The organism is Qipengyuania sp. SM2512 (assembly GCF_054954005.1).
Genome location: NZ_CM143134.1, coordinates 897,563 through 919,273, shown reverse-complemented (window position 1 = coordinate 919,273; position 21,711 = coordinate 897,563). Strand labels below are relative to the sequence as shown.

The window sequence follows — 21,711 nt, the reverse complement described above, 5'->3', positions numbered from 1 at the left end:
CCACGCTCATCCGCGCTCAGACATCGAGATTGGCGACGTTGAGTGCGTTGTCCTGGATGAACTCGCGGCGCGGTTCGACGATATCGCCCATCAGCCGGGTGAAGATCTCGTCGGTAACGTCGGCATCCTCGACCTTGACCTGCAGCAACGCGCGGTTGTCGGGATCGAGCGTGGTTTCCCACAATTGCTCGGCGTTCATCTCGCCCAGACCCTTGTAGCGCTGGACCTTCTGGCCCTTGCGCCCGGCGGCCATGACCGCGTCGAGCAATTGCGAGGGCAGGGTGATCGCGCTGTCGTCGGCGATCGCGGGGGCATCCGAATCGGTCTCGTCGGCGCTGTCGGGATCGATCGGTTCGGGCTCGTCCTCGCTGCCTTTCACCAAGTGCACCGGGCTCTGGTAGACCTCGGCGTGCTCGCCCGCGACGCGGTGGAGCTTGCGCGCCTCGGCGCTGGTCAGGAAGGCCGCCTCGATCTCGTGGACATCGGTCACCCCGCGCCACAGCCGGCGGAAACGAACCAGGCCGTCCTCGCCGATCTCGGCGCTCCAGCGCGCCTCGGTGTCGCCCATCTGGAGATGCGCCGCGGCCTTGTTCAGCGCCTCGCTGCGGTCGGTCAGCTCGGGGTCGAGTGCGCCGGCCAGCGCCATCGCCTCGATCAGCGCGTAATTGTATTTGCGCGGCACGAAGCCGAACAGATTGCGCAGCCGCAGCGCGTGCTCGACCAGCCCCGCCAGCTCCGCCCCGCCGCGCGTTCCACCCGCGGTCTCGAGCAGCCGGCCATCCAGCCCGGTCTGGACCAGGAAGCGGTCGTAGGCGGGCTGGTCCTTGAGATAGACCTCCGACTTGCCCTTCTGGATCTTGTAGAGCGGCGGCTGGGCGATGAAGAGATGCCCGGCGCGGATGATTTCGGGCATCTGGCGGTGGAAGAAGGTCAGCAGCAGCGTGCGGATATGCGCGCCGTCGACATCGGCGTCGGTCATGATGACGATCTTGTGGTAGCGCAGCTTGTCGAGCGTGAACTCGTCGCGCAGGCCGGTGCCCATCGCCTGGATCAGCGTGCCGACCTCCTTCGACGAGATGATCCGGTCGAAGCGCGCGCGCTCGACGTTGAGGATCTTGCCCTTGAGCGGCAGGATCGCCTGGGTGCGGCGATCGCGGCCCTGCTTTGCCGAACCGCCGGCGGAGTCGCCCTCGACCAGGAACAGCTCGCAGTTTTCCGGATTGCGGTCCTGGCAATCGGCCAGCTTGCCGGGCAGGCTGGCGACGCTCATCGCGCCCTTGCGGCTCATCTCGCGCGCGCGGCGCGCGGCCTCGCGCGCGGCGGCGGCGTCGATCACCTTCTGGATGATCGATTTGGCGTCGGCGGGATTTTCCTCCAGCCACTCGCTCATCTTCTCGCCCATCAGCGCCTCGAGCGGCTGGCGGACCTCGGAGCTGACCAGCTTGTCCTTGGTCTGCGAGCCGAACTTGGGATCGGGCAGCTTGACCGAGACGATCGCGGTCAGCCCTTCGCGCATGTCCTCGCCCGAAAGCGTGACCTTTTCCTTCTTCATCAGCCCCGAGCTCTGCGCGTAATTGTTGAGCGTCCGGGTGAGCGCGGCGCGGAAGGCGGCGAGATGCGTGCCGCCGTCGCGCTGGGGGATGTTGTTGGTGAAGGCGAGGACGTTCTCGTAATAGGAGTCGTTCCACTCGAGCGCGACATCGATGCCGATCCCGTCCTTCTCGGCGGAGACCGAGATCGGATCGACGAACAGCGGCTGCTTGTTGCGGTCGAGATATTTGACGAAGGCGGCGATCCCGCCCTCGTAATAGAGATCGTGCTCGGCCACGTCCTCGTGGCGGCGATCGCGCAGCAGGATGTGCACGCCCGAATTGAGGAAGGCGAGCTCGCGATAGCGGTGTTCTAGCTTGTCGAAGTCGAATTCGAGCACGTTCTTGAAGGTCTCGGTCGAGGGCAGGAAGGTCACCCGGGTGCCCTTCTTGAGCCCGTTCTCGTCGCCCGAGCTGGCGACCGGCGGCGCATCCCCGGTGATCTCGAGCGGCGAGACCGCATTGCCATGCTCGAAGCGGATCAAGTGTTCCTTGCCGTCGCGCCAGACCTTGAGTTCGAGCCATTCGCTCAGCGCGTTGACCACCGAGACGCCCACGCCGTGAAGCCCGCCCGAGACCTTGTAGGCGTTGTCGTCATTGGTGTTCTCGAACTTGCCGCCCGCATGGAGCTGGGTCATAATGACCTCGGCCGCCGAGACGCCCTCGCCCTTGTGCATGTCGACCGGGATGCCGCGGCCGTTGTCCTCGACCGAGACCGAGCCGTCGGGGTTGAGCTCGATCAGCACCAAGTCGCAATGACCCGCCAGCGCCTCGTCGATCGAATTGTCCGAGACCTCGAACACCATGTGGTGCAGGCCCGAACCGTCGTCGGTGTCGCCGATATACATGCCCGGGCGCTTGCGCACCGCGTCCAGTCCCTTGAGAACCTTGATCGAATCCGCGCCATAGGCGCCTTCCTGGCGGACCCGCGCCGGCGGTCCGTCGACTACGCTTTCAGGGGCGGTTTCGGCCAGGATTTCGGGGGTCTGTTCGGGGCTGTTTTCGGGTGTTTCGTTCATGCTGATTATATAGGCGCAAAGCCGCGGATTTCCAAAGTTTTACCACTGATCTTTCCCACAGATCGCAGGGCTGGATCGGCGGGTTGCATCGCGGGCGGGATGGTTTCGCCTGCAACCGCTTGCTTTGCGCGGGTCAGGGGGCCATCTCGCAGCCCATGCTTTCGGTGCTCGACATCTTCCGGATCGGGATCGGTCCCTCCTCCTCGCACACGGTTGGACCGATGCGGATCGGCGGCATGTTCGTCCGCGCGCTGACCAAGGCGGGCGGGATCGAACGGACCGCGCGGGTGACGGTCGAGCTGCAGGGCTCGCTGGCGCTGACCGGGATCGGTCACGGCACACCGGATGCGTCGGTGCTCGGGCTGATGGGTTTCAGCCCCGAGACCACCTGTCCCGACGGGGCGGCAGCGGCACTGGCGGCAATGCGCGAGGGCGGGCGGCTCGCGCTGGCGGGCGGGCATGAGATCGCGTTCAATCCGCGCGGCGATATCGATCTCGCGGGCCATATCATTCCCGCGTTTCATCCCAACGGCATGCGGCTGGCAGCCCTCGACGATGCCGGCGCGGTGCTGCTCGAGCGGACCTATTATTCGACCGGGGGCGGCTTCGTGGCCAGCGAGGCGCAATTGAAGAAGCGCCCCGCCAACGACCGCGTCGCGGCTGGCACCACAGTAGCGCATCCCTTCGGTTCGGCCGAGGAACTGCTGGCGCAATGCGCGCGCACCGGCCTGTCGATCGCCGAACTCACGCTCGCTAACGAGGACAGCTTCCGTCCGCGCGCCGAGACCCTGGCCGGGCTGGACCGCGTCGCGGAAGCGATGGACCAGTGCATCGAACGCGGGTTGAGCCAGCGCGGCGTCCTGCCGGGCGGGCTCAAGGTCACCCGCCGCGCACCCGATCTGTGGGACAAGCTCTCCGCCGCCCCGCTGTCCAACGAGCGCGAGGCGCTGTTCGACTGGCTCAACTGTTTCGCCATGGCGGTGAACGAGGAAAACGCCGCCGGGGGCCGCGTGGTCACCGCGCCGACCAATGGCGCCGCAGGGATCATTCCCGCGGTAATCCGCTTCTACTGCAAGAATGCCGAGGAAGAGCGCTGCGAGGAGAGCCGCCGCACCTTCCTGCTCACCGCCGGCGCGATCGGACTGCTCTACAAGCAGCGCGCCTCGATCTCGGGCGCCGAGATGGGCTGCCAGGGCGAGGTCGGGGTCGCCTGTTCGATGGCCGCGGGCGGGCTCGCGGCGCTGTGGGGCGCGAGTCCCGACCAGGTCGCCAGCGCGGCGGAAATCGGGATGGAGCACAATCTCGGGCTGACCTGCGATCCGGTCGGCGGGCTGGTGCAGGTGCCCTGCATCGAACGCAATGCGATCGGCGCGGTCAAGGCGGTCAACGCCGCGCGGCTGGCGCTGCACCGGACAGCGGCGGAAAGCTGCGTCAGCCTCGACCAGGTGATCGAGACCATGCGCCAGACCGGGCTCGACATGTCGACGAAGTACAAGGAAACCAGCCAGGGCGGTCTCGCGGTCAACGTCATCGAATGCTGACCGGCTAATGCTGGCTGGACATGGAGCGCGAGCCGGATAGTCTCGCGCCATGACCGAAACTTCCCCGACACCCGCCGATCTCACCGCCGAATTCGGCACTTACGACACGATCCTGCGCCGCTGGGCCGCGGTCCAGCCCGAGGCGCTGGCGCTACGCGACGACCACGGCGAACTGAGCTGGCGCGAGATGGACGATTGGCTCGACCGGATCGCGGCGCGGCTGGTCGAGACCGGGCTCGAGCGCGGGCAATCGGTCGCGATCCTGGGCTCTTCCTCGGTAGCCTATGCGCTGGTCTTCCTCGCCGCGGTGCGCGCGGGGGGCGTCGCCGCGCCGCTGACCACCAGCGCCAGCCCCGAACAGCTTGCCGGAATGGCCGCAGACAGCGGCGCGCGGCATATCTTCACCGACCGCGCCAAGCTCACCGAGCTGGGCGAGGACTGCTTTCCCGGCATGGAGCGGATCGTGCTCGACGAGGGGCTGGAAGACTGGATGGCCCCCGCCGGCGCCCGCCCGCCTGCCTTCGCGCCCGAACCCGGCGATCCCTTCAACATCATCTATTCCTCGGGCACCACCGGCACTCCCAAGGGGATCGTCCATTCGCATCTGATGCGCTGGCGGCAGTTCGCCACCACCGCCGCGAGCTACCGCGCCAGCGAGCAGCCGGTGCGCGCGCTCGCCTCGACCCCGCTCTATTCCAACACCACCATGGTCGCCTTCCTCGCGCCGCTGCTGGCGGGCGGAACGGTGACGGTGATGGGCAAGTTCGACGCGCTGCGCTGGCTCGAAATCGCGCAGGCGCAGGCGATCACCCACACCATGCTGGTGCCGGTGCAATACCGCCGGCTGATGCAGGAGCCGCGCTTCGACACATTCGACCTCTCGGCGCTGCGCTACAAATACTGCACCTCGGCGCCCTTCTCCGCCGAACTCAAGGCCGAGGTGCTGGAGCGGATGCCCGGCGCGCTGATCGAGATCTATTCGATGACCGAGGGCGGGGTGGTGTGCCTGCTCGCCGCGCATGAGCATCGCGAGAAGCTCCACACCGTGGGGCGCCCGGCGCCGGGGAGCGAACTGCTGGTGCTCGACGACGCGGATCGGCCGGTGCCGCCGGGCACACCGGGGAATCTCGTCGGCATCGGCCCGGCGATGATGGCGGGCTACAAGAACCAGCCGGGCAAGACGCGCGAGGGCTACTGGACCCATCCCGAGACCGGGCAGGTCTGGCAGCGGATGGGGGATATCGGCCGGCTCGACGCCGAGGGCTTTCTCGAACTGGTCGGGCGCGCCAAGGACATGATCATCTCGGGCGGGTTCAACATCTACCCGGTCGATCTCGAAGACGCGCTGATGGCCGAGGACGACGTGGTCGAGGCCGCGGTGATCGGAGTGGCTTCCGAGCAGTGGGGCGAGACTCCGGTCGGCTTCGTAGTGCTGGCCGAGGGTGCGCGCGATCCCGAAGCGATTCGCAACGCGGTCAATGCGCGGCTGGGCAAGACCCAGCGGCTGGCGCAATTGCACGCGGTCGAGGACATGCCGCGCAGCCATATCGGCAAGCTGCTCAAGACCGAACTGCGCGAGGAGGCGGCGCGCCGGGGACTGCCTGGCTGACCGGCGAAGGCCATCCCGAAGCCCCCTTGCGAGTGCTTTCGAGACGCGGCCACCATCGGGAGGGTGGGAGAGGGAGAAGGGGGCCGCGTCTCTACTCGCTGCCATATCGCCTTGCGAACCGATCACCGATCGAGGGGGAGAGGATCGCTGGTTGCGACCGGTCACCGCAAGGAAGGCCGGAAACCACAGGCCGATGTCGCGCATCGGGGAGGGTTCCGAAGCGTCGACCGGGAGGGGGAACTCCTTTGGTCGACTTCTGGCGCTGTAATAATGTTGCAACCTTGCGCACGAAAGTGAGAAAAGATCCAGCACAGTTGCATTTCACGCAAGCGACGATTGGTTAACCCTATTCTCCCATGAGGGGGCTGGTCAGCAGCTTGTGCAAAAGGAATGCGGGTCATGGTTCGACCAGCCGAAAGTCAAACAGACATGCTCGCGTTCGTCGGCGACGGCGCGCCGGGCGAGAGCATGGCGAAGCGCGCGCTGCGCGCGATGCGCCGCCATCTGGGTCTGCAGGTGGCCTATGTGTCCGAATTCGTCGGCGATGTCGCGGTCTACCGCGAGGTCGATGCGCCCGGACTGGAGCATCTTATCAAGCCGGGTGACGAACGCCCGCTCGACGACGTCTATTGCCGCCATATCCTGGCCGGCCGGCTGCCGCAGCTGATGCCCGACACCGCCCGATATCCGCTGGCAGCCGCGATGCCGATCACGGCCGCGATCCCGATCGGGGCGCATGTCAGCGTCCCGCTCGTCATGCCCGATGGCGAGGCCTACGGCATGTTCTGCTGTCTCGGGCCCGCGGCGGACGACAGCCTCAACCCGCGCGATCTGGCGATGATGAAGAGCTTCGCCGAACTCACCGCCTTCGAAATCGCCCGCGAACGCCAGTCGTCCCGCAAGCTGGAGGCAACGCATGCCCGGATTCGCGCGGTGATCGCGGACGAGCAATTCGCAATGGCGTTCCAGCCGATCTGGAGCCTCGCGGCGGACCGCCCGATCGGATTCGAGGCGCTGTCGCGATTCGCCCCCGAACCCGTTCGCTCGCCCGACGTCTGGTTCGCCGAAGCCGAAGCCGCCGGCCTTGGCAACGACCTCGAACTTGCGGCAATCCATCGCGCCCTCGACGAGAGCCATGTGCTGCCGGCGCACGCCTATATCGCGCTCAACGCTTCGCCGGCGACCGTGGCCGCGGGCAATCTGGGCGATATCGTCGCGCGGGCGCGGGGTCGCCAGATCGTGCTCGAGATCACCGAACACGCGCATATCGACGATTACGCCAGCTTTGCCGAAGCGCTCGCGCCCTTGCGGGCTCAGGGCGTACGGCTGGCGATCGACGATGCCGGCGCCGGCTATTCGAGCCTGCGCCACATTCTCCAGCTGACCCCCGATCTGATCAAGCTTGACCGCGCGCTGGTTGCCGGAATCGGGCTCGATCGCAGCCGCCGCGCCATGGTCGCGGCGCTGCTCGCCTTTGCCCGCGAGACCGCGGCTGACATTATTGCCGAAGGGGTGGAAACGGCCTCGGAGTTGGCGATGCTGCGCTCGCTCGGGATCGATCTGGTGCAGGGCTATCACTTGGGTCGCCCCGTTTCGGGCGCCGAGACCTTCCTCAAGTTCGGGGACCGGGACCGCGCCGGCGGTTCCCGTGCCAGCGATCGCGCCGCGCGCTCGAAGCAGCGCGACGCCGCCTAGCCCGGCGTCTCGCTCTAGCGACTTGTCCTATCGACTTGGCGGCGTGGCCCATTTAACGCGCCGCCATGACCATTCAGCCCTCCGACTCCATCCTCATCGTCGATTTCGGCAGCCAGGTGACCCAGCTGATCGCGCGCCGCGTGCGCGAGGCCGGCGTCTATTCCGAAATCGCTCCCTACACGATGGCCGAGGAGGCCTTCGCGCGGATGAAGCCCAAGGGCATCATCCTCTCGGGCTCCCCCGCTAGCGTCCCCGACGCAGGCAGCCCGCGCGCGCCCGCAGCGCTGTTCGAGGCGGGGATCCCGATTCTCGGCATCTGCTACGGCCAGCAGGTGATGACCCAGCAGCTGGGCGGCGAGGTCCGCCCCGGGCACGAGACCGGTGAAGGCGGCGAGTTCGGCCGCGCCTATCTGACAGTCACCAAGCCATGCGCGCTGTTCGACGGGTTGTGGGAAGTCGGCGAGCGCCACCAGGTGTGGATGAGCCATGGCGACAAGGTCACAAGCTTCGCGCCCGGTTTCGAGATCGTCGCCACCAGCGACGGCGCGCCCTTCGCGGTGATCGCCGACGAGGCGCGGCGCTTCTACGGTATCCAGTTCCACCCCGAAGTGGTCCACACCCCCGATGGCGCGAAGCTGATCGCCAATTTCACCCGCCACGTCTGCGGGCTGGCGGGCGACTGGACCATGGCCGAATTCCGCGCCACCAAGATCGCCGAGATCCGCGAGCAGGTCGGAGACGGCAAGGTCATCTGCGGGCTTTCGGGCGGGGTCGATTCAGCGGTCGCCGCGGTGCTGATCCACGAGGCGATCGGCGAGCAACTGACCTGCGTCTTCGTCGACCACGGCCTCATGCGCCAGGGCGAGGCCGAGCAGGTCGTCTCGCTGTTCAAGGGCGCCTACAACATCCCGCTGGTCCACCGCGACGTCGAGGAACTGTTCCTCTCCGGCCTTGCCGGGGTCACCGACCCCGAAGCCAAGCGCAAGTTCATCGGCAAGACCTTCATCGATGTCTTCGAGGAGGAGGCCAAGGCGATCGGCGGCGCGGATTTCCTCGCGCAGGGCACGCTCTATCCCGATGTCATCGAAAGCGTCAGCTTCACCGGGGGGCCTTCGGTGACGATCAAGAGCCACCACAATGTCGGCGGCCTGCCCGAGCGGATGAACATGCAGCTGGTCGAGCCCTTGCGCGAATTGTTCAAGGACGAGGTGCGCGAGCTGGGCCGCGAACTGGGCCTGCCCGAAGCCTTCGTCGGCCGCCATCCCTTCCCCGGCCCCGGCCTCGCGATCCGCATCCCCGGCGAGGTCACCAAGGAACGCTGCGACATATTGCGCAAGGCCGATGCGATCTACCTGGAAGAAATCCGCAACGCCGGGCTCTACGACGCGATCTGGCAGGCCTTCGCGGTGCTGCTCCCGGTCAAGACCGTCGGCGTGATGGGCGATGCGCGCACCTACGACAATGTCTGCGGGCTTCGCGCGGTGACCAGCACCGACGGCATGACCGCCGACGTCTATCCCTTCGACGCCACCTTCCTCACCAATGTCGCGACCCGCATCGTCAACGAGGTGCGCGGCATCAACCGGGTGGTCTACGACTACACCAGTAAGCCGCCGGGCACGATCGAGTGGGAGTGAGCGGATCGAGCGGCGGGTCTAGTCGATCAGATCGCCGTAGAGCTTCTTGAACCATGCGGGGCACTGCTTCGCGAAGCTGATCGCCCGGCCATTGCTCAGTTCGAGCAGCACGCGCGGCTTCTGGTTGCGCGCAGAGGAATCGAGAACCTGCGCATTGTCGGCGAGCAGAGCGGCCGCGCGGATGATCGCCTGGTTGCGATCGTAGCGGGTCCTGATCTTTTCCTCGGGTACGTCGTGGCCACCCTCCTGCCTCCGGGCGTGAACGCGGGCAACGGCGATTTCGGGCGAGGCGACGTTGAGATGGAAAACGACGACGCGGAAACCCAGCGCCCGCGCATCGCGGATCAATTGCAGCTTGGAAGGGTGCGAAAACACCGTTTCCATCACGAAGGACCGCCTTCCCGAGAGCAGTTCGCGGCGCCGCATCTCGGCCATGCGCGCGGCTTCGTAGGATGCTTGCGGCGAGGGATCGCGCAAGTCGTCGCGCTGGATGATGTCCGCGTTGACGAAGGGTGCGGCGACCATCGGCGCCACCACGGTGTCGTAGAAGGTCGATTTGCCCGCGCCGTTCGGGCCCGCGATCAGGAACAGCGTCGGTCGCGGGGGCGTATCCGCCATCAGTTCGGAATCGGCTTTTCCGCAGGTTCGACCAGCACGCCGTCATCCAGTCCCGCGCCAAGATCGCGCGCGCGCCGTTCGGCGAAGAAGCGCTCCTGCTCCGGGGTTCCGTCCCGGGCAGCGCCGAAAAGGCCTCCGACAAAACTTTCCTGCTCGGCTGCAGTAAGGTCGTCGGGGCCGATTCTCCCATCAAGCGCCATGGCGACGCGCGATTGATCGAAAGCGCGCGAGCGCTCTATACTCATTCCGATACGCATCCAGTGCCGGATTTGCCCGGCCAGCGAACGGCTCATGAGCTTTGCTTCGCGGGCCGCGAGTTCGACCAGTTCTTCATCGAGTTTTACCGTCTTGGCCATGGTGTCAAAATGGCACCTCACTGCCCCAAGGTCAAGATCGGAGGCTGCCCCATCGAACTCCCCCTCGGCCCCGATCCGCGCACCGAGACCTTGCGCCGTCTCCAGCCGCTGCTGGTCCAGCGCTTCGGGCGCATCGAGCGCGCTGCGGCAAAGTGGCGGCGGCCCGAATGGGTGCTGGTCCAGGGGCTGATCGGCGCGCGGACCAAGTCGCCGATCTCCAACGCCGCGACCGACCGGCTGCTCACGCGCTACCGCAGCTGGGAAGCGGTCGCCGAGGCGCCGCTCGACGAACTGCGGGAACTGCTGGCGACGCAGACCTATCCCAATGTCGCCGCCGAACGGCTGAAGCGCGCCTTGCAGGCGGTGGTGGCGGAGCGCGGCGCGGTCGATCTGGCGCATCTCGAGCCGCTCGAAACGCAGGCGGCGATGGCCTGGCTCGAGACGCTGCCCGGCGTCGGGCGCAAGATCGCCGCCGGGGTGGTCAACGCCAGCACGCTCGACCGCAAGGCGCTGGTGCTCGACGGGCACCACACCCGCATCCTCCAGCGGATGGGATTGGTACGGACCAAGGCCGACACCGCGCGCGCCTATGAAGCGATCATGCCCGCGATGCCCCCCGAATGGAGCGCCGCCGATTACGATGAGCATCATCTGCTGATGAAAAAGGTCGGGCAGACCACCTGCCGCCCGAGCCATATGGATTGCCCGGTCTGTCCCGCAGAGGCGCTGTGCAGGACCGGGCAGGCCGAGTTCGAAACTGCGGGCAATTCTCGCGACTATTCTACCGTCTAATTACATCGGTTTTGCGGATGAATTACTTCGTCCAAGCGAATGATCCTGCTCCGATCTGGTAGGCAGCCCAGCCTGACAGAGGGCCTACGCCGATAAACGCGAGAGCCATCCAATTGCTACCGTCCGGACCGAATACATATTGGAGATCGGCGCCGCTCCAAAGATAGAGAAGCGACAAGCTGCAAACCAGACCGACTAGGCTTGCATGAAAGAACGACCAACCCAAAACCCGCGCCGTTGGGTACCCGATCAGAACACCGAGTGGGAAAGCGGTAAACACGGCCGCGATTATTCCGAAACAAATTGCCAGAAATAAAACTAGCAGTATCGCTATATCGCCTGCGGCGGACGCGAGGACGATGAGCACAGCCACAGTCGTGCCCCCAATGAACGCTGCAATTCCCGCCCAAGCAAAGATTTCAGCGAATGTCGGGCGTTCGTCCATCCTTGTGGTTATGTAATGCGAATGATCGCAGGGCAAGAGATTGGATTTTCAACCGGCTTGTCCGCCAAATAGTGCCCCGGGTGACTCCCTAACGCCCCGCCATGCTGCGCGCGCTGAGGATTTCGACCCAATAGCCGTCGGGGTCCTTGATGAAGGCGATGTGCTTCATCATCCCGTCCTCGGGACGCTTCTGGAACTCGACCCCGTGCTTGTCGAAATGCGCCACCGCGGCGGCGAGATCGGGCACGTCGAGCGCGATATGGCCGAAGCCCTGCGGCGCTGCATTGCCGTCGTGATAGACCGGGCCGTCCTCCTCCTCGGTGCCCCAATTGTGCGTGAGTTCGAGCACGCCCTGGCGCGAGAAGACATATTCCGTCGCATCGGCGTCGCCCTTGGGGACCTCGTCGTCGCTACTGGTGAAACCGAGGAAATAGAGCGAGAATTCGCCCGCCTCGATATCGGTCTTGCGCAGCAGCGTCATGCCCAGCACGCCGCAGTAGAATTCGAGGCTCTTCTCCGGGTCCTTGACCCGCAGCATGGTGTGGTTGAGCGTGAAGCCGTGCGGATTGGCGGTCATCGGGGTGTCTCCTTGTGGGTTCCTGTTCGGGACGCGAAGCTTGCGCGCGCGCCGTTTCTGAACGATCTGGGCACGCAATACGCGAATTGAAGGACGTGCGACACATGAGCTGGGACGATTATTTCGCCGACGACGCCGGGGCGGCGGAAGCCGAGGGACGCGGCAAAAAGCGCAATGTCACGGTCGGCTGGACCGTCCGCTTCGCGCAGGGCAATGCGATCTGGGCCCCGCCCAAGAGCTTCTCGCGCAGCGACCCCAAGGCGACCAGCGCCAAGTCGATCCAGGTCTGCCCGGCGGCGATCGACTTCGACCGGCGGCACTATGTCATCCCCTGCCCGGTCGATCTGACGCTGGCGTTTACCCGCAACGCACAAGGCGGCCTGCAACTGACCGATGCCGATGGCGAGGCGTCGAAGATGCGACCCCAGGGCCGCGCCAACCTGTTCCAGCTGCAGCCGCAAAACGAATGGCGCCACCCCGAGCGCCCGATCCTGCAATTCACCGCGCCCTATGTCTTCGTGGCGGACGAGCCCTGCTATGTGGTGCAGTCGCCGCCCTATCTGCACTGGTTTCCCGAACAGCGGCCCGGCATGGCGATGGGGGGGCGGTTCCCGATTCACATCTGGCCGCGCCCACTGGCCTGGGCCTTCGAATGGTACGACCTTTCGAAACCGCTGGTGCTCAAGCGTGGCGATCCATGGTTCTACGTCCATTTCGAAACCGAGAACCCGTCCGCCCACGTCCGGTTGGTCGAGCAGGAGATGACCGGCGAACTCGAGAAATATCTCGATTCAATCATCGATGTCTCGAACTACGTCAACCAGACCTATGGGCTGTTCGGCGAGGCGCAGCGCATCCGCCCGGACAGGCTGCTCAAGCCCAAGGGCTGACTTCCGGCTTGCGTCCTACCAGCTGAACCCCGCATCGATGGCGCGCTGTTCGGCGGGCGTAGTGACGCGTCCCAGAGCTTCGTTGCGATGCGGGTAACGACCGAAGCGCGCGATCATCCGGTAATGCGACCGCGCGAAGGGCAGCGACGCGGGCGCATGGCGCACGAACAGCGCGAGGCTCAGCCGCTGGTCGGCGATCGCTTCGCTGTGCATCAGCGGCATCAGCAGGAACTGTTTCGCCTGCTGGGGCAAGCCAAGATGCCAGCCGCGCGCAAGCATCCCCTGCGTGATCGCCAGCGCCAGCGGGTCCCAGGCGAAGGCTTGCGCGCTGCCGCGATAGAGATTGCGCGGGATCTGGTCGAACAGCAGGATCGCGGCGCGCGCGGTGGCGGGATCGCGGAGGAATTCTCCCGCGGGTCGGTGGCCGAGCGCATGGAGCCAGCGCTCGAACCGCTCGCGCAGCAGCAGGTCGATTGCTTCCGAGCCCCCGAACCAATCATCGGCTCCCAGCTGGTGAAACCAGACATGGAGCAGGTCTGCGGCCCAGGGCCGGTGAGCCAGCGGCATGCTGCGCGATCAGCCTTCGCGGCGGTAGGGCACGAAGTCCTGGAGCATGATGTTGCCGGTGTAGAAATTGCCGGTGCGGCTGTGGGTGGTGACCTGGTCGAGCCGGCAGAGCTGCGAGGCGCTGAACTTGCGAATCGTCATCCGGTCGTCGTCGTCGAGCGTATCCGGATTGGCGGTGCGATTGACCCAGATGGTGTCGCCGCGCTTGGCAACCACTGCGGTGCCATCGATAATGGTCAGCGGGTCGTTGCCCATCAAGCGGATGCAGCGCTCGGGTTCGCCCGCGACTCGGCCTTCGAGCATTTCCGCCAACTTGGCTTCGCCCTTGGGGCGTTCCATGGCGGCTGCCGGAGCGGCCAGCAAGGTTACCGCAGCCGATGCCGCGAGTAGTGCTGAAAACTTGGTCATTGAAGTCTCCTTTCGAGCGCCCTTCTATACTCCAACCGCTGAACCGGCGATGAGCGCCGCTGTCGGCGCTCCGCTCAGCCGGTTCCGCCCACCGTCAGCGCGTCGATCAGCAGCGTCGGCTGGCCCACGCCTGCAGGGACGCTCTGCCCCGCCTTGCCGCAGACCCCGACGCCCTCATCGAGCGCCATGTCGTTGCCGATGCCGCTGACGCGGGTGAGCACCGAGGGGCCATCGCCGATCAGCGTCGCGCCCTTGATCGGGGCGACGATCCTGCCGTTCTCGACCTTGTAGGCCTCGGTGCAGGCGAAGACGAACTTGCCCGAGACGATATCGACCTGACCGCCGCCGAAAGCGGTGGCGTAGATCCCGTCCTTGACCCGGCTCAGCAGCTCGGCGGGATCGTCGTTGCCGCCGCGCATGAAGGTGTTGGTCATCCGCGGCATGGGGACGTGCTGGTAATTTTCGCGACGGCCGTTGCCGGTGGCCTCGACCCCCATCAGCCGGGCGTTGAGCCGGTCCTGCATATAGCCCTTGAGTACGCCGTCCTCGATCAGCACGCTCTCGCGCGTCGGGGTGCCCTCGTCGTCGATGCTGAGCGAGCCGCGGCGTTCGGCGATCGAGCCGTCGTCGACCACGGTGACTCCGGGCGCGGCGACTCGCTCGCCGATCCGGCCCGAGAAGGCGCTGGTGCCCTTGCGGTTGAAATCCCCCTCGAGCCCGTGGCCGATCGCCTCGTGGAGCAGCACGCCGGGCCAGCCGGGACCGAGCAGCACGGTGGTCTCGCCCGCGGGCGCGGCCACGCTGTCGAGATTGACCAGAGCCTGGCGCACCGCTTCGTCGATCCCGCGCATCCACTGGGCCTCATCGAACAGGCGGTCGTAGAGATAGCGCCCGCCCATCCCGAAGCTGCCGGTCTCGCGCCGACCGTTGGCCTCGGCGACGATGGAGATGTTGAGCCGCACCAGCGGGCGGATGTCGCGCGCGACGAAGCCGTCGGGGCGGACGATCTCGATCGCGCTCCAGCTCGCCGAGAGGCTGGCGCTGACCTGCGCGACGCGCGGGTCTTTCGCGCGCGCCACCGCGTCGATCTTCTCGAGCAGCGCGACCTTCTCGGCGAAGGGCACCGTGTCCAGCGGACTGTCGGCGGTGTAGAGGTGGCGGTTGCTGCGCTGCGGCGGCGCGGCGAGCGGGGTTTTGGCGGGATCGAGCAGGCGCAGCGTCTCGCCCGCGCGCATGATCGATGCGGCGCTGATCTCATTGGCATGCGCGAAACCGGTCATCTCGCCCGAGACCCCGCGCAGGCCGAAGCCCGAATCGCGGCTGTAGTCGGCGGTTTTGAGCCTACCGTCGTCGAAGGCGAAGGATTCCGAAGCGAGGAATTGCAGGTAGAGCTCGCCATCGTCGCAGGAGGACAGCAGCTTCGCGGTCAGCGCCTTGGCTTCGTCGGGCGAGAGTGTGCTGCCATAGAGGAGCGCATGCGGATCGGTGGTCTGGTTCATCCAGCCTATGTAGGCGCTGGGCGGGCGCGGCGAAAGGTCGCGGCGTCCGTCACCCGCTCAGCGGGACCGGCTCAGCGGTGGTCGGGGTCGGTGCCCGAAGCGATATCGCGCAGCTTCGCCTGATCGACCCCATCCGCCGGACCGCCGCGCAGCACGAAACGGCGATCGCAATAGCCGCAATCGACATAGCCGTGCTCGTCGATCTCGAGATAGATCTTGGGATGGCCCAGCGCGGCCGGGCGGAAATCGGGCCCGCCGCGGATGTCGGTGGCGCCGTCGCACCACACGCGGCGCAGGTCGACGAGGATGGTTTCGGGCGGGGCGATGCTCATGGAGCCAGCCGATAGAGGCTGCGCGGCCCCTGCGCAACGCCGCAATATCGGCTCTGGCGAGACGTTCCTGCCGCTTGCCTTGTGCCGCGCGGCTACCTAACCGGCGCAGCATGGCACCACCCCCCGCGATCCGCATCGACAATCTCGCCAAACGCTACGCCCCCGGCAAGGGCGAGGGCGGCGAGGGCAAGCAGGCGCTCAAGGGGGTCAGCTTCGATGTCCCGCAGGGCGGCATCTTCGGCCTGCTCGGCCCCAATGGCGCGGGCAAGTCGACGCTGATCAACATTCTCGCAGGCCTGGTCGACAAGACCGGGGGCAGCGCCGAGATCTGGGGGTTCGACATCGATCGCAACCGCCGCAACGCCAAGCGCGCGATCGGGATCGTCCCGCAGGAGATCGTCTTCGATCCCTTCTTCACCCCCTTCGAGGTGCTCGAGAACCAGGCCGGCTTCTACGGCGTCCCCAGATCCGAGCGCCGGAGCGAGGAACTGCTGCGCGCGGTCCATCTGTGGGACAAGCGCGACGCCTATGCGCGCACGCTCTCGGGAGGCATGAAGCGGCGGCTGCTGATCGCCAAGGCGATGGTCCATTCGCCGCCGATCCTGGTGCTCGACGAGCCGACCGCGGGCGTCGATGTCGAGCTGCGGCGGCAATTGTGGGAGCTGGTCGCCGGGCTCAACGCGCAAGGGGTGACGGTGGTGCTGACCACGCATTATCTCGAGGAAGCCGAGCAATTGTGCGACCGGATCGCGATCATCAACCACGGCGAGCTGATCGCCAACAAGCCGACGCAGGAGCTGATCGGCATGGCGCGCGAGAAGATCGTCTCGGTCACGGTCGACAAGGATCTCGCCGGCCCGCCGATGGACGAGAGCTTCCTCAAGGCCGAGGTGGTCGAGAGCCGCCGGCTCGACATCACCTACGACCGCGACGCCACCACCGCGGGCCAGGTGCTCGCGCTGGTGCAGAGCCACGGCTACGCGATCGAGGACGTTACCACCCGCGAGGCCGATCTCGAGGACGTCTTCGTCAGCCTCACCGGCGGGGGTTGAGGGCGGTTTCGCTGCTGGCCGAGCCATCTTCCCCCATCCCGCTTGCGGGAGGGGTCGGGGGTGGGCAAGAAACAGGAATGCCCGAGTGGAAAACCCGCAACACCCAGCGCGCCCGCGAACTGCGCAATGCCGCAACGCCCGCCGAACGGATGCTGTGGACCCACCTCTCCCGCTCGCAGCTCGGAGCGAAATTCAGCCGCCAGATGCCGGTCGGACCCTATTACGCCGATTTCCTCTGCCGCTCGCATCGGCTGGCCGTCGAACTGGACGGACACTCGCATGAGATGCAGACCGAGCACGATGGTTTGCGCGACGCTTTTCTGCACCGTGAGGGCTATCGCGTGATGCGGTTCACCAACGACGAGGCTTTGAACGATATGGAAGGTGTGGCGATCGCTATTCAGGCAGCGCTGGAAGACAGGCCCACCCCCGCCCCCTCCCGCAAGCGGGAGGGGGGATCGTGACTCACGACGTCCTGATCATCGGCTCGGGCGCGGCCGGGCTGACCGCGGCGCTGGCGCTCGCCGAAGAGCGCAGCGTGCTGGTCCTCGCCAAGGGCTCGCTCGACGGCGGCTCGACCGCCTGGGCGCAAGGCGGCATCGCCGCGGTGCTCGATGCCGGCGACACTTTCGAGGATCATATCCGCGACACCATGGTCGCGGGCGCGGGGCTCAACGATATCGAGACGGTGGAATTCGTCATCGAGCGCGCGCCGCGCAGCATCGAGCGATTGAGCGAACTCGGCGTCCCCTTCAACCGCGGACCCGACGATCTCGGCGGCGATCTCCACCTCACCCGCGAGGGCGGGCACAGCCACCGCCGCATCGTCCATGTCGATGATGCCACCGGCTGGGCGGTGCAGGAAGCGCTGCTCAGGGCGGCCAGGGCCCATCCCAACATCACCATGCTGCCCGGGCGCGCCTGCATCGATCTGATCACCGGGCGCAACGCCGAGCGTTACTCGGGTGACGGCCATGTCTGGGGCGCCTATGCGCTCGACGAGGCGACCGGCAAGGTCGAGGCGCATGTCGCGCGCGCCACGATCCTGGCCGCGGGCGGCGCGGGGCGCGTCTACCAGTTCTCCACCGCCCCGCGCGGCGCCACCGGAGACGGGATCGCGATGGCATGGCGCGCGGGCGCGCGGGTCTCCAACATGGAGATGATGCAGTTCCACCCCACCTGCCTCTACAGCCTCGAAATCAAGAACTTCCTGATCACCGAAGCGGTGCGCGGCGAGGGCGGGCGGCTGCTCCACCCCGAGACCGGCCACCGTTTCATGGCCGAATACGACCCCGAGCGGATGGAGCTGGCCCCGCGCGACGTGGTGGCGCGCGCGATCGACGACCAGATCAAGCGCCACGGGCTCGATTTCGTGCACCTCGACATCAGCCACATGCCGCGCGACTTCATCGTGGAGCATTTCCCGACGATCCACGACAAGCTCGAGACGATCGGGATCGACATGACGCGCGAGCCGATCCCGGTGGTCCCGGCGCAGCATTACACCTGCGGCGGAATCGTGATCGACCTCGCCGGGCGCACCGATCTGCCGGGCCTGTATGCGGCGGGCGAATGCACCGAGAGCGGGCTGCACGGCGCCAACCGGCTGGCGTCCAACTCGCTGCTCGAATGCTTCGTGTTCGGCGAGGCCGCGGCGCAGGACATCCTGACCCGGTGGGACGAATTCGCCGCCCCGCCGCCGATCCGCGCATGGGACGAAAGCCGCGTCACCGATTCGGACGAAGAGGTGGTGATCAAGCAGAACTGGACCGAAATCCGCCGCTTCATGTGGAACTATGTCGGCATCGTGCGCACCACCAAGCGGCTCGAGCGCGCCGCCAACAGGATCGAATTGCTGCGCAAGGAGGTGGAGGATTATTACGGCAGTTTCCGCGTCACCACCGATCTGATCGAATTGCGCAATCTGCTCGAATCGGCCAATCTCATCGTGCGCAGCGCGCTGAGGCGCGAGGAAAGCCGCGGGTTGCACTACACGCTCGACCATCCCGAGACCGATCCAGTGGCACGCGATACGGTGCTGGTGCCCTAGCCGCGCCGCAGCACCCCAAAGCACGGCGCTCGCGACCCGTCGCGAGCCGGCTTCGTCTGGGCGCAGCTCCCGTAGCGAAGCGGATAGATCGGCCGCTCCGCCCGTTAATCGGGAACAGGCCGCAAGGCCGAGTTCCCACCAACAGGAGACCGCCGATGTCCGCCCCCAAGAACCTCACCGATTGCTACACCCACGAACTCGCCGACAGCTGGTCGGCGAACGACCAGATGCAAAAGATCGTGCGCGAACTGGCCGACGCCGCCGGCGACGACAAGCTCAAGCAGCGTCTGTCCAAATCCGCCGATGGCATCGCGAAGCACACCGAGACCATTAAGAAGCTGCTCGACGATTGCGGTGTATCCGAGAAGGAGCATTGCAAGGGCATGGAGGGCCTGGTGAAAGAGGCCAGGAAGCACGCGCTCGATGCCGATATCGAGGACAAGGATGTCCTCGACGTGGTCATCATCGCCCAGTTCCAGCGCATGTGCCACTACGGTATCGCTGGCTTCGGCACCGCCAAGGCTTTCGCCGAGGCGCTGGGCAAGAGCGAGCATGTCTCCAAGCTCGATAGCATTACCGCGGAAATCTACGACACCGACGAGAACATGACCGATCTGGCCGAGCGCAGCGTCAATCTCGAGGCCAAGCAGGCCTGAGCGGCAAGCGCCGAACGAATGAGAGGCGGGGCGCGCAGGCGCTCCGCCTTTCTTTTGACCAGCGTCCGCCCGACGTCCTAGCTCACGGCTGGGTGCTTCTGCGGCCAACGCTCTGAAGATACTCTTCGACCGGTATCGCGTCTTCGTACCCTTCGTCGCCGGGCGCGAGACAATCTCCTGTCATGCTGACAGTCCCGAACATGCCTCCACGAGACACATATTCGCCGGGCACCACTCTGTTGTTTGCACCTTTTTCGGCGCATACTCTGGCGAATTCCTTGCCAACCTGATCTTTCGCCACCGATACGCATCCGCCTAGTCCGGCAGCTGCGACCAAGCTGATCGCGAAGACTGCGCGCTTCATCAATTCTCGTCCGACCAATTGCATCACTCATCCTTGATAGTAGCGTAAAATTGCTAGAGAAAGCGGCTCTCGTCCTCGGCTGATTTGCTGCCCCCTACAGGCCCAGCAGGCGTCCGATCAGGATCAGTGCCATCGCGCCCAGAATGCTGCTCAGGCACCCCGCGCGGTTGAAGCCGCCGCGCCCGCGGTGGAATACCAGTCCCGCCAGTAGCGACCCGCCGACGCCGAGCGCAATGGTGGTCAGCCAGCCCATCTCGACCTCGCCGGGATAGAAGAAGCGCGCCAGCGCCCCGATTATCAGCCCGGCGACGATGGCGCCGATGATGTTTAGCATTGGACATTCTCCCCCGGTTGCGGCGTATTGCCCTGCAATCGGTCGCGCGGCTTAATGCATGCAAACCGCCGAACAGACAACGCATCAGGGAGGCTGCCTTGCCCAAGACTACTGCGAACGGCGTCGAGATTCATTACGAAGAGCAGGGCGATCCGGCAAACCCGGCGATGCTGCTGATCATGGGGTTCGGCGCGCAGCTGACGCTGTGGCCCGACGAACTGGTCGAGGGGCTGGCGGCCCGCGGCTTCCGTGTAATCCGCTACGACAACCGCGATGTCGGGCTGAGCCAGAAATTCACCGGCCACAAGCCGCCCAGCCCTGCGCGGCAGGTGCTGATGGGCAAGCTCGGGCTGAAACCCAAGGTCCCCTACACGCTCGCCGATCTGGCCGACGACGGTGTCGGCCTGCTCGATGCGCTGGGTATCGAAAAGGCGCATATCGTCGGGGCGAGCATGGGCGGGATGATCGCGCAGCACGTCGTCGCGCGCCATCCCGGTCGCTGCCTGTCGCTGACCACGATCTTCTCGACCACCGGCAACCCCACGCTGCCCGCGGCGAAGAAGGAGGCGCTCGCGGCGCTGACCAAGCGGCCCGAGAGCGCCGACGAGGCGGTGCTGGTCGAGCACGGGATCTATCTCGCGCGGACGATCGGCTCGCCCGGTTTCCCCTCCCCCGAGGAGCGCCTGCGCGAGCGCAGCCAGGCCTCGATCCGCCGCAGCCTCTATCCCGAAGGCCCAACCCGGCACCTAGCGGCGATCCTCCATGATGGCGACCGGCGCAAGATGCTGCGCGGGATCGATCTGCCGACGCTGGTGCTGCATGGCGAGGCGGATCCGCTGGTCCCGGTCGAGGGCGGCCGCGACACCGCCGCGGCGATCCCCGGGGCGCGGCTTCGCACCATCCCGGGCTGGGGCCACGACCTCCCGCTTGAACTGGTCGATGATCTGGCGGACGAGATTGCCGGGCACGCGAAGCAGGCGGTGCAGGTCTGACATTCGCAAATCGGCGTTCCAAACCGACACGGCCCAAACCGGGACGGCACGGCGAATCACGCTACCGCCGATAGTTAATTTCTGGTAAATAGCGATTCGCAACTCAGTATGCGGATGGACTTAGAGATGGACCGGGTAATAATCGCCTATTTGCTGATCCCGATTATCGCGGTGGCGCTGGTTGCGGTCTTGGTGTTCGCCTATCAGAACACGCCCAAGCGCCGATACAAGCGGCTCATGAAGCGAGAACACGCCGCCCGTCGCCAGCACCACGCGAAGCTTCACGGCGAATAAGCGCCAGCAACGGGCATAGCCGGATCGCGCATAGCGGACCGCGTCCTCTCCGGCTTTGGCTGGACCCTGGCGGCCGGCGACCGGCAGCCCACGAGCCCACCGAGCCGCGAAGATTCCGGCGCGACCCGAGCCTGCCTCGGGCAAAAAATTTTTCCCGGATTCATTTTGAGTCTTGCGCCGGAGCAAACCCCAGCTTGGTCCACGCGTCGCGGCGTTGCACCCGGATAACACAGCCCGCATCCGCAGCCATCGACCGTGCCGATTCCGCATTCACCCCCTTGCGCCAAAGCCGCGACCGATTCATTATCTAGTGGTTAGTATCCGGGGGGTACCCACAAGACCTAGAGATGGCGCGGCGAAGCACCCATATCGGGTCAAGCCAGCCGGAGCGCGGT

At 66.1% G+C, this 21,711-nt stretch carries 23 protein-coding genes; 12 read left to right on the top strand and 11 right to left on the bottom strand.

Annotation, left to right across the window (positions count from 1 at the left end; translation table 11 throughout):
• Positions 1–16: 16 nt before the first annotated feature.
• Complete coding sequence (gene gyrB / locus ACQ5J0_RS04770; protein ID WP_462569381.1) at positions 17–2,608, bottom strand: DNA topoisomerase (ATP-hydrolyzing) subunit B; 2,592 nt, start codon at positions 2,606–2,608, stop codon at positions 17–19.
• A 155-nt stretch (positions 2,609–2,763) separates the two neighbouring features.
• Between gyrB and ACQ5J0_RS04765 the strand changes: the two genes are divergently transcribed.
• The 4 genes from ACQ5J0_RS04765 (at position 2,764) to guaA (ending at position 9,090) form a co-directional block, all read left to right on the top strand.
• Complete coding sequence (locus tag ACQ5J0_RS04765; RefSeq protein WP_462569380.1) at positions 2,764–4,149, top strand: L-serine ammonia-lyase; 1,386 nt, start codon at positions 2,764–2,766, stop codon at positions 4,147–4,149.
• A 49-nt stretch (positions 4,150–4,198) separates the two neighbouring features.
• Complete coding sequence (locus tag ACQ5J0_RS04760) at positions 4,199–5,758, top strand: class I adenylate-forming enzyme family protein (protein ID WP_462569379.1); 1,560 nt, start codon at positions 4,199–4,201, stop codon at positions 5,756–5,758.
• Between the two features lie 429 nt (positions 5,759–6,187).
• Positions 6,188–7,453: a sensor domain-containing phosphodiesterase gene (locus tag ACQ5J0_RS04755; RefSeq protein ID WP_462569378.1), complete on the top strand. Its 1,266-nt coding sequence runs from the start codon at positions 6,188–6,190 to the stop codon at positions 7,451–7,453.
• Between the two features lie 65 nt (positions 7,454–7,518).
• Positions 7,519–9,090, top strand: coding sequence for a glutamine-hydrolyzing GMP synthase (gene guaA / locus ACQ5J0_RS04750; protein WP_462569377.1), 1,572 nt, complete (start codon positions 7,519–7,521; stop codon positions 9,088–9,090).
• A gap of 18 nt (positions 9,091–9,108) precedes the next feature.
• Here guaA and ACQ5J0_RS04745 read toward each other — a convergent pair whose 3' ends face one another.
• Together ACQ5J0_RS04745 and ACQ5J0_RS04740 are read right to left on the bottom strand one after the other, a co-directional pair.
• A complete protein-coding gene (locus ACQ5J0_RS04745; protein WP_462569376.1) occupies positions 9,109–9,708 on the bottom strand; it encodes a zeta toxin family protein in 600 nt (199 codons plus the stop codon).
• Positions 9,708–10,064 carry a TA system antitoxin ParD family protein gene (locus ACQ5J0_RS04740; RefSeq protein ID WP_462569375.1) on the bottom strand — a complete coding sequence of 119 codons (357 nt, stop codon included), beginning with the start codon at positions 10,062–10,064 and terminating at the stop codon, positions 9,708–9,710. Before ACQ5J0_RS04740 ends, ACQ5J0_RS04745 begins: the two co-directional genes overlap by 1 nt.
• A gap of 9 nt (positions 10,065–10,073) precedes the next feature.
• Here ACQ5J0_RS04740 and ACQ5J0_RS04735 point away from each other — a divergent pair, with 9 nt between their 5' ends.
• Entirely contained in the window at positions 10,074–10,856 is a 783-nt protein-coding gene (locus ACQ5J0_RS04735; protein ID WP_462569373.1) for an endonuclease III domain-containing protein, read from the top strand.
• A gap of 22 nt (positions 10,857–10,878) precedes the next feature.
• Here the strand turns inward: ACQ5J0_RS04735 and ACQ5J0_RS04730 are convergent, their stop codons facing one another.
• Together ACQ5J0_RS04730 and gloA are read right to left on the bottom strand one after the other, a co-directional pair.
• Positions 10,879–11,301, bottom strand: a complete 423-nt coding sequence (locus ACQ5J0_RS04730; protein ID WP_462569372.1) for a hypothetical protein — start codon at positions 11,299–11,301, stop codon at positions 10,879–10,881.
• An 88-nt stretch (positions 11,302–11,389) separates the two neighbouring features.
• Positions 11,390–11,878 (bottom strand): lactoylglutathione lyase, encoded by a 489-nt coding sequence (gloA, locus tag ACQ5J0_RS04725; protein WP_462569371.1) that lies wholly within the window; start codon positions 11,876–11,878, stop codon positions 11,390–11,392.
• A gap of 104 nt (positions 11,879–11,982) precedes the next feature.
• Here gloA and ACQ5J0_RS04720 point away from each other — a divergent pair, with 104 nt between their 5' ends.
• The gene (locus ACQ5J0_RS04720; RefSeq protein WP_462569369.1) at positions 11,983–12,768 is read left to right on the top strand and encodes a hypothetical protein; all 786 of its coding nucleotides are present in this window, start codon (positions 11,983–11,985) and stop codon (positions 12,766–12,768) included.
• Between the two features lie 15 nt (positions 12,769–12,783).
• On the opposite strand, the gene ACQ5J0_RS04715 is transcribed toward ACQ5J0_RS04720, so the two are convergent.
• The 4 genes from ACQ5J0_RS04715 to ACQ5J0_RS04700 all read right to left on the bottom strand — a co-directional run bounded on the left by ACQ5J0_RS04715 (position 12,784) and on the right by ACQ5J0_RS04700 (position 15,574).
• A complete protein-coding gene (locus tag ACQ5J0_RS04715; protein ID WP_462569368.1) occupies positions 12,784–13,335 on the bottom strand; it encodes a DUF924 family protein in 552 nt (183 codons plus the stop codon).
• 9 nt (positions 13,336–13,344) lie between these two features.
• The gene (locus tag ACQ5J0_RS04710; protein WP_462569367.1) at positions 13,345–13,743 is read right to left on the bottom strand and encodes a hypothetical protein; all 399 of its coding nucleotides are present in this window, start codon (positions 13,741–13,743) and stop codon (positions 13,345–13,347) included.
• A gap of 74 nt (positions 13,744–13,817) precedes the next feature.
• Positions 13,818–15,242, bottom strand: coding sequence for a metalloprotease TldD (tldD, locus tag ACQ5J0_RS04705; protein ID WP_462569366.1), 1,425 nt, complete (start codon positions 15,240–15,242; stop codon positions 13,818–13,820).
• A 71-nt stretch (positions 15,243–15,313) separates the two neighbouring features.
• Positions 15,314–15,574, bottom strand: coding sequence for a zinc-finger domain-containing protein (locus ACQ5J0_RS04700; RefSeq protein WP_462569365.1), 261 nt, complete (start codon positions 15,572–15,574; stop codon positions 15,314–15,316).
• Positions 15,575–15,684: 110 nt separating this feature from the next.
• Here ACQ5J0_RS04700 and ACQ5J0_RS04695 point away from each other — a divergent pair, with 110 nt between their 5' ends.
• The 4 genes from ACQ5J0_RS04695 to ACQ5J0_RS04680 all read left to right on the top strand — a co-directional run bounded on the left by ACQ5J0_RS04695 (position 15,685) and on the right by ACQ5J0_RS04680 (position 19,332).
• Entirely contained in the window at positions 15,685–16,626 is a 942-nt protein-coding gene (locus ACQ5J0_RS04695) for an ABC transporter ATP-binding protein (RefSeq protein WP_462569364.1), read from the top strand.
• 77 nt (positions 16,627–16,703) lie between these two features.
• The gene (locus ACQ5J0_RS04690) at positions 16,704–17,090 is read left to right on the top strand and encodes an endonuclease domain-containing protein (RefSeq protein ID WP_462569363.1); all 387 of its coding nucleotides are present in this window, start codon (positions 16,704–16,706) and stop codon (positions 17,088–17,090) included.
• On the top strand, positions 17,087–18,676 hold the full coding sequence (nadB, locus tag ACQ5J0_RS04685; RefSeq protein ID WP_462569361.1) for an L-aspartate oxidase: 1,590 nt from the start codon (positions 17,087–17,089) through the stop codon (positions 18,674–18,676). The genes ACQ5J0_RS04690 and nadB overlap by 4 nt, the downstream gene beginning before the upstream one ends.
• A 155-nt stretch (positions 18,677–18,831) precedes the next feature.
• Complete coding sequence (locus ACQ5J0_RS04680; RefSeq protein WP_462569360.1) at positions 18,832–19,332, top strand: YciE/YciF ferroxidase family protein; 501 nt, start codon at positions 18,832–18,834, stop codon at positions 19,330–19,332.
• A gap of 82 nt (positions 19,333–19,414) precedes the next feature.
• Here the strand turns inward: ACQ5J0_RS04680 and ACQ5J0_RS04675 are convergent, their stop codons facing one another.
• Positions 19,415–19,720: a hypothetical protein gene (locus tag ACQ5J0_RS04675; RefSeq protein WP_462569359.1), complete on the bottom strand. Its 306-nt coding sequence runs from the start codon at positions 19,718–19,720 to the stop codon at positions 19,415–19,417.
• 70 nt (positions 19,721–19,790) lie between these two features.
• On the bottom strand, positions 19,791–20,030 hold the full coding sequence (locus ACQ5J0_RS04670; RefSeq protein ID WP_462569358.1) for a GlsB/YeaQ/YmgE family stress response membrane protein: 240 nt from the start codon (positions 20,028–20,030) through the stop codon (positions 19,791–19,793).
• 98 nt (positions 20,031–20,128) lie between these two features.
• On the opposite strand from ACQ5J0_RS04670, the gene ACQ5J0_RS04665 reads away from it, so the two are divergent.
• Complete coding sequence (locus ACQ5J0_RS04665; RefSeq protein ID WP_462569357.1) at positions 20,129–21,022, top strand: alpha/beta fold hydrolase; 894 nt, start codon at positions 20,129–20,131, stop codon at positions 21,020–21,022.
• Between the two features lie 126 nt (positions 21,023–21,148).
• Positions 21,149–21,316: a hypothetical protein gene (locus tag ACQ5J0_RS04660; RefSeq protein WP_462569356.1), complete on the top strand. Its 168-nt coding sequence runs from the start codon at positions 21,149–21,151 to the stop codon at positions 21,314–21,316.
• Positions 21,317–21,711 lie beyond the last annotated feature (395 nt).

Coding starts and splice junctions, on each gene's coding strand:
- gyrB (WP_462569381.1), bottom strand. CDS start 2,608: ATGAACGAAACACCCGAAAACAGCCCCGAACAGACCCCCGAAATCCTG.
- ACQ5J0_RS04765 (WP_462569380.1), top strand. CDS start 2,764: ATGCTTTCGGTGCTCGACATCTTCCGGATCGGGATCGGTCCCTCCTCC.
- ACQ5J0_RS04760 (WP_462569379.1), top strand. CDS start 4,199: ATGACCGAAACTTCCCCGACACCCGCCGATCTCACCGCCGAATTCGGC.
- ACQ5J0_RS04755 (WP_462569378.1), top strand. CDS start 6,188: ATGCTCGCGTTCGTCGGCGACGGCGCGCCGGGCGAGAGCATGGCGAAG.
- guaA (WP_462569377.1), top strand. CDS start 7,519: ATGACCATTCAGCCCTCCGACTCCATCCTCATCGTCGATTTCGGCAGC.
- ACQ5J0_RS04745 (WP_462569376.1), bottom strand. CDS start 9,708: ATGGCGGATACGCCCCCGCGACCGACGCTGTTCCTGATCGCGGGCCCG.
- ACQ5J0_RS04740 (WP_462569375.1), bottom strand. CDS start 10,064: ATGGCCAAGACGGTAAAACTCGATGAAGAACTGGTCGAACTCGCGGCC.
- ACQ5J0_RS04735 (WP_462569373.1), top strand. CDS start 10,074: ATGGCACCTCACTGCCCCAAGGTCAAGATCGGAGGCTGCCCCATCGAA.
- ACQ5J0_RS04730 (WP_462569372.1), bottom strand. CDS start 11,301: ATGGACGAACGCCCGACATTCGCTGAAATCTTTGCTTGGGCGGGAATT.
- gloA (WP_462569371.1), bottom strand. CDS start 11,878: ATGACCGCCAATCCGCACGGCTTCACGCTCAACCACACCATGCTGCGG.
- ACQ5J0_RS04720 (WP_462569369.1), top strand. CDS start 11,983: ATGAGCTGGGACGATTATTTCGCCGACGACGCCGGGGCGGCGGAAGCC.
- ACQ5J0_RS04715 (WP_462569368.1), bottom strand. CDS start 13,335: ATGCCGCTGGCTCACCGGCCCTGGGCCGCAGACCTGCTCCATGTCTGG.
- ACQ5J0_RS04710 (WP_462569367.1), bottom strand. CDS start 13,743: ATGACCAAGTTTTCAGCACTACTCGCGGCATCGGCTGCGGTAACCTTG.
- tldD (WP_462569366.1), bottom strand. CDS start 15,242: ATGAACCAGACCACCGATCCGCATGCGCTCCTCTATGGCAGCACACTC.
- ACQ5J0_RS04700 (WP_462569365.1), bottom strand. CDS start 15,574: ATGAGCATCGCCCCGCCCGAAACCATCCTCGTCGACCTGCGCCGCGTG.
- ACQ5J0_RS04695 (WP_462569364.1), top strand. CDS start 15,685: ATGGCACCACCCCCCGCGATCCGCATCGACAATCTCGCCAAACGCTAC.
- ACQ5J0_RS04690 (WP_462569363.1), top strand. CDS start 16,704: ATGCCCGAGTGGAAAACCCGCAACACCCAGCGCGCCCGCGAACTGCGC.
- ACQ5J0_RS04680 (WP_462569360.1), top strand. CDS start 18,832: ATGTCCGCCCCCAAGAACCTCACCGATTGCTACACCCACGAACTCGCC.
- ACQ5J0_RS04675 (WP_462569359.1), bottom strand. CDS start 19,720: ATGCAATTGGTCGGACGAGAATTGATGAAGCGCGCAGTCTTCGCGATC.
- ACQ5J0_RS04670 (WP_462569358.1), bottom strand. CDS start 20,030: ATGCTAAACATCATCGGCGCCATCGTCGCCGGGCTGATAATCGGGGCG.
- ACQ5J0_RS04660 (WP_462569356.1), top strand. CDS start 21,149: ATGGACCGGGTAATAATCGCCTATTTGCTGATCCCGATTATCGCGGTG.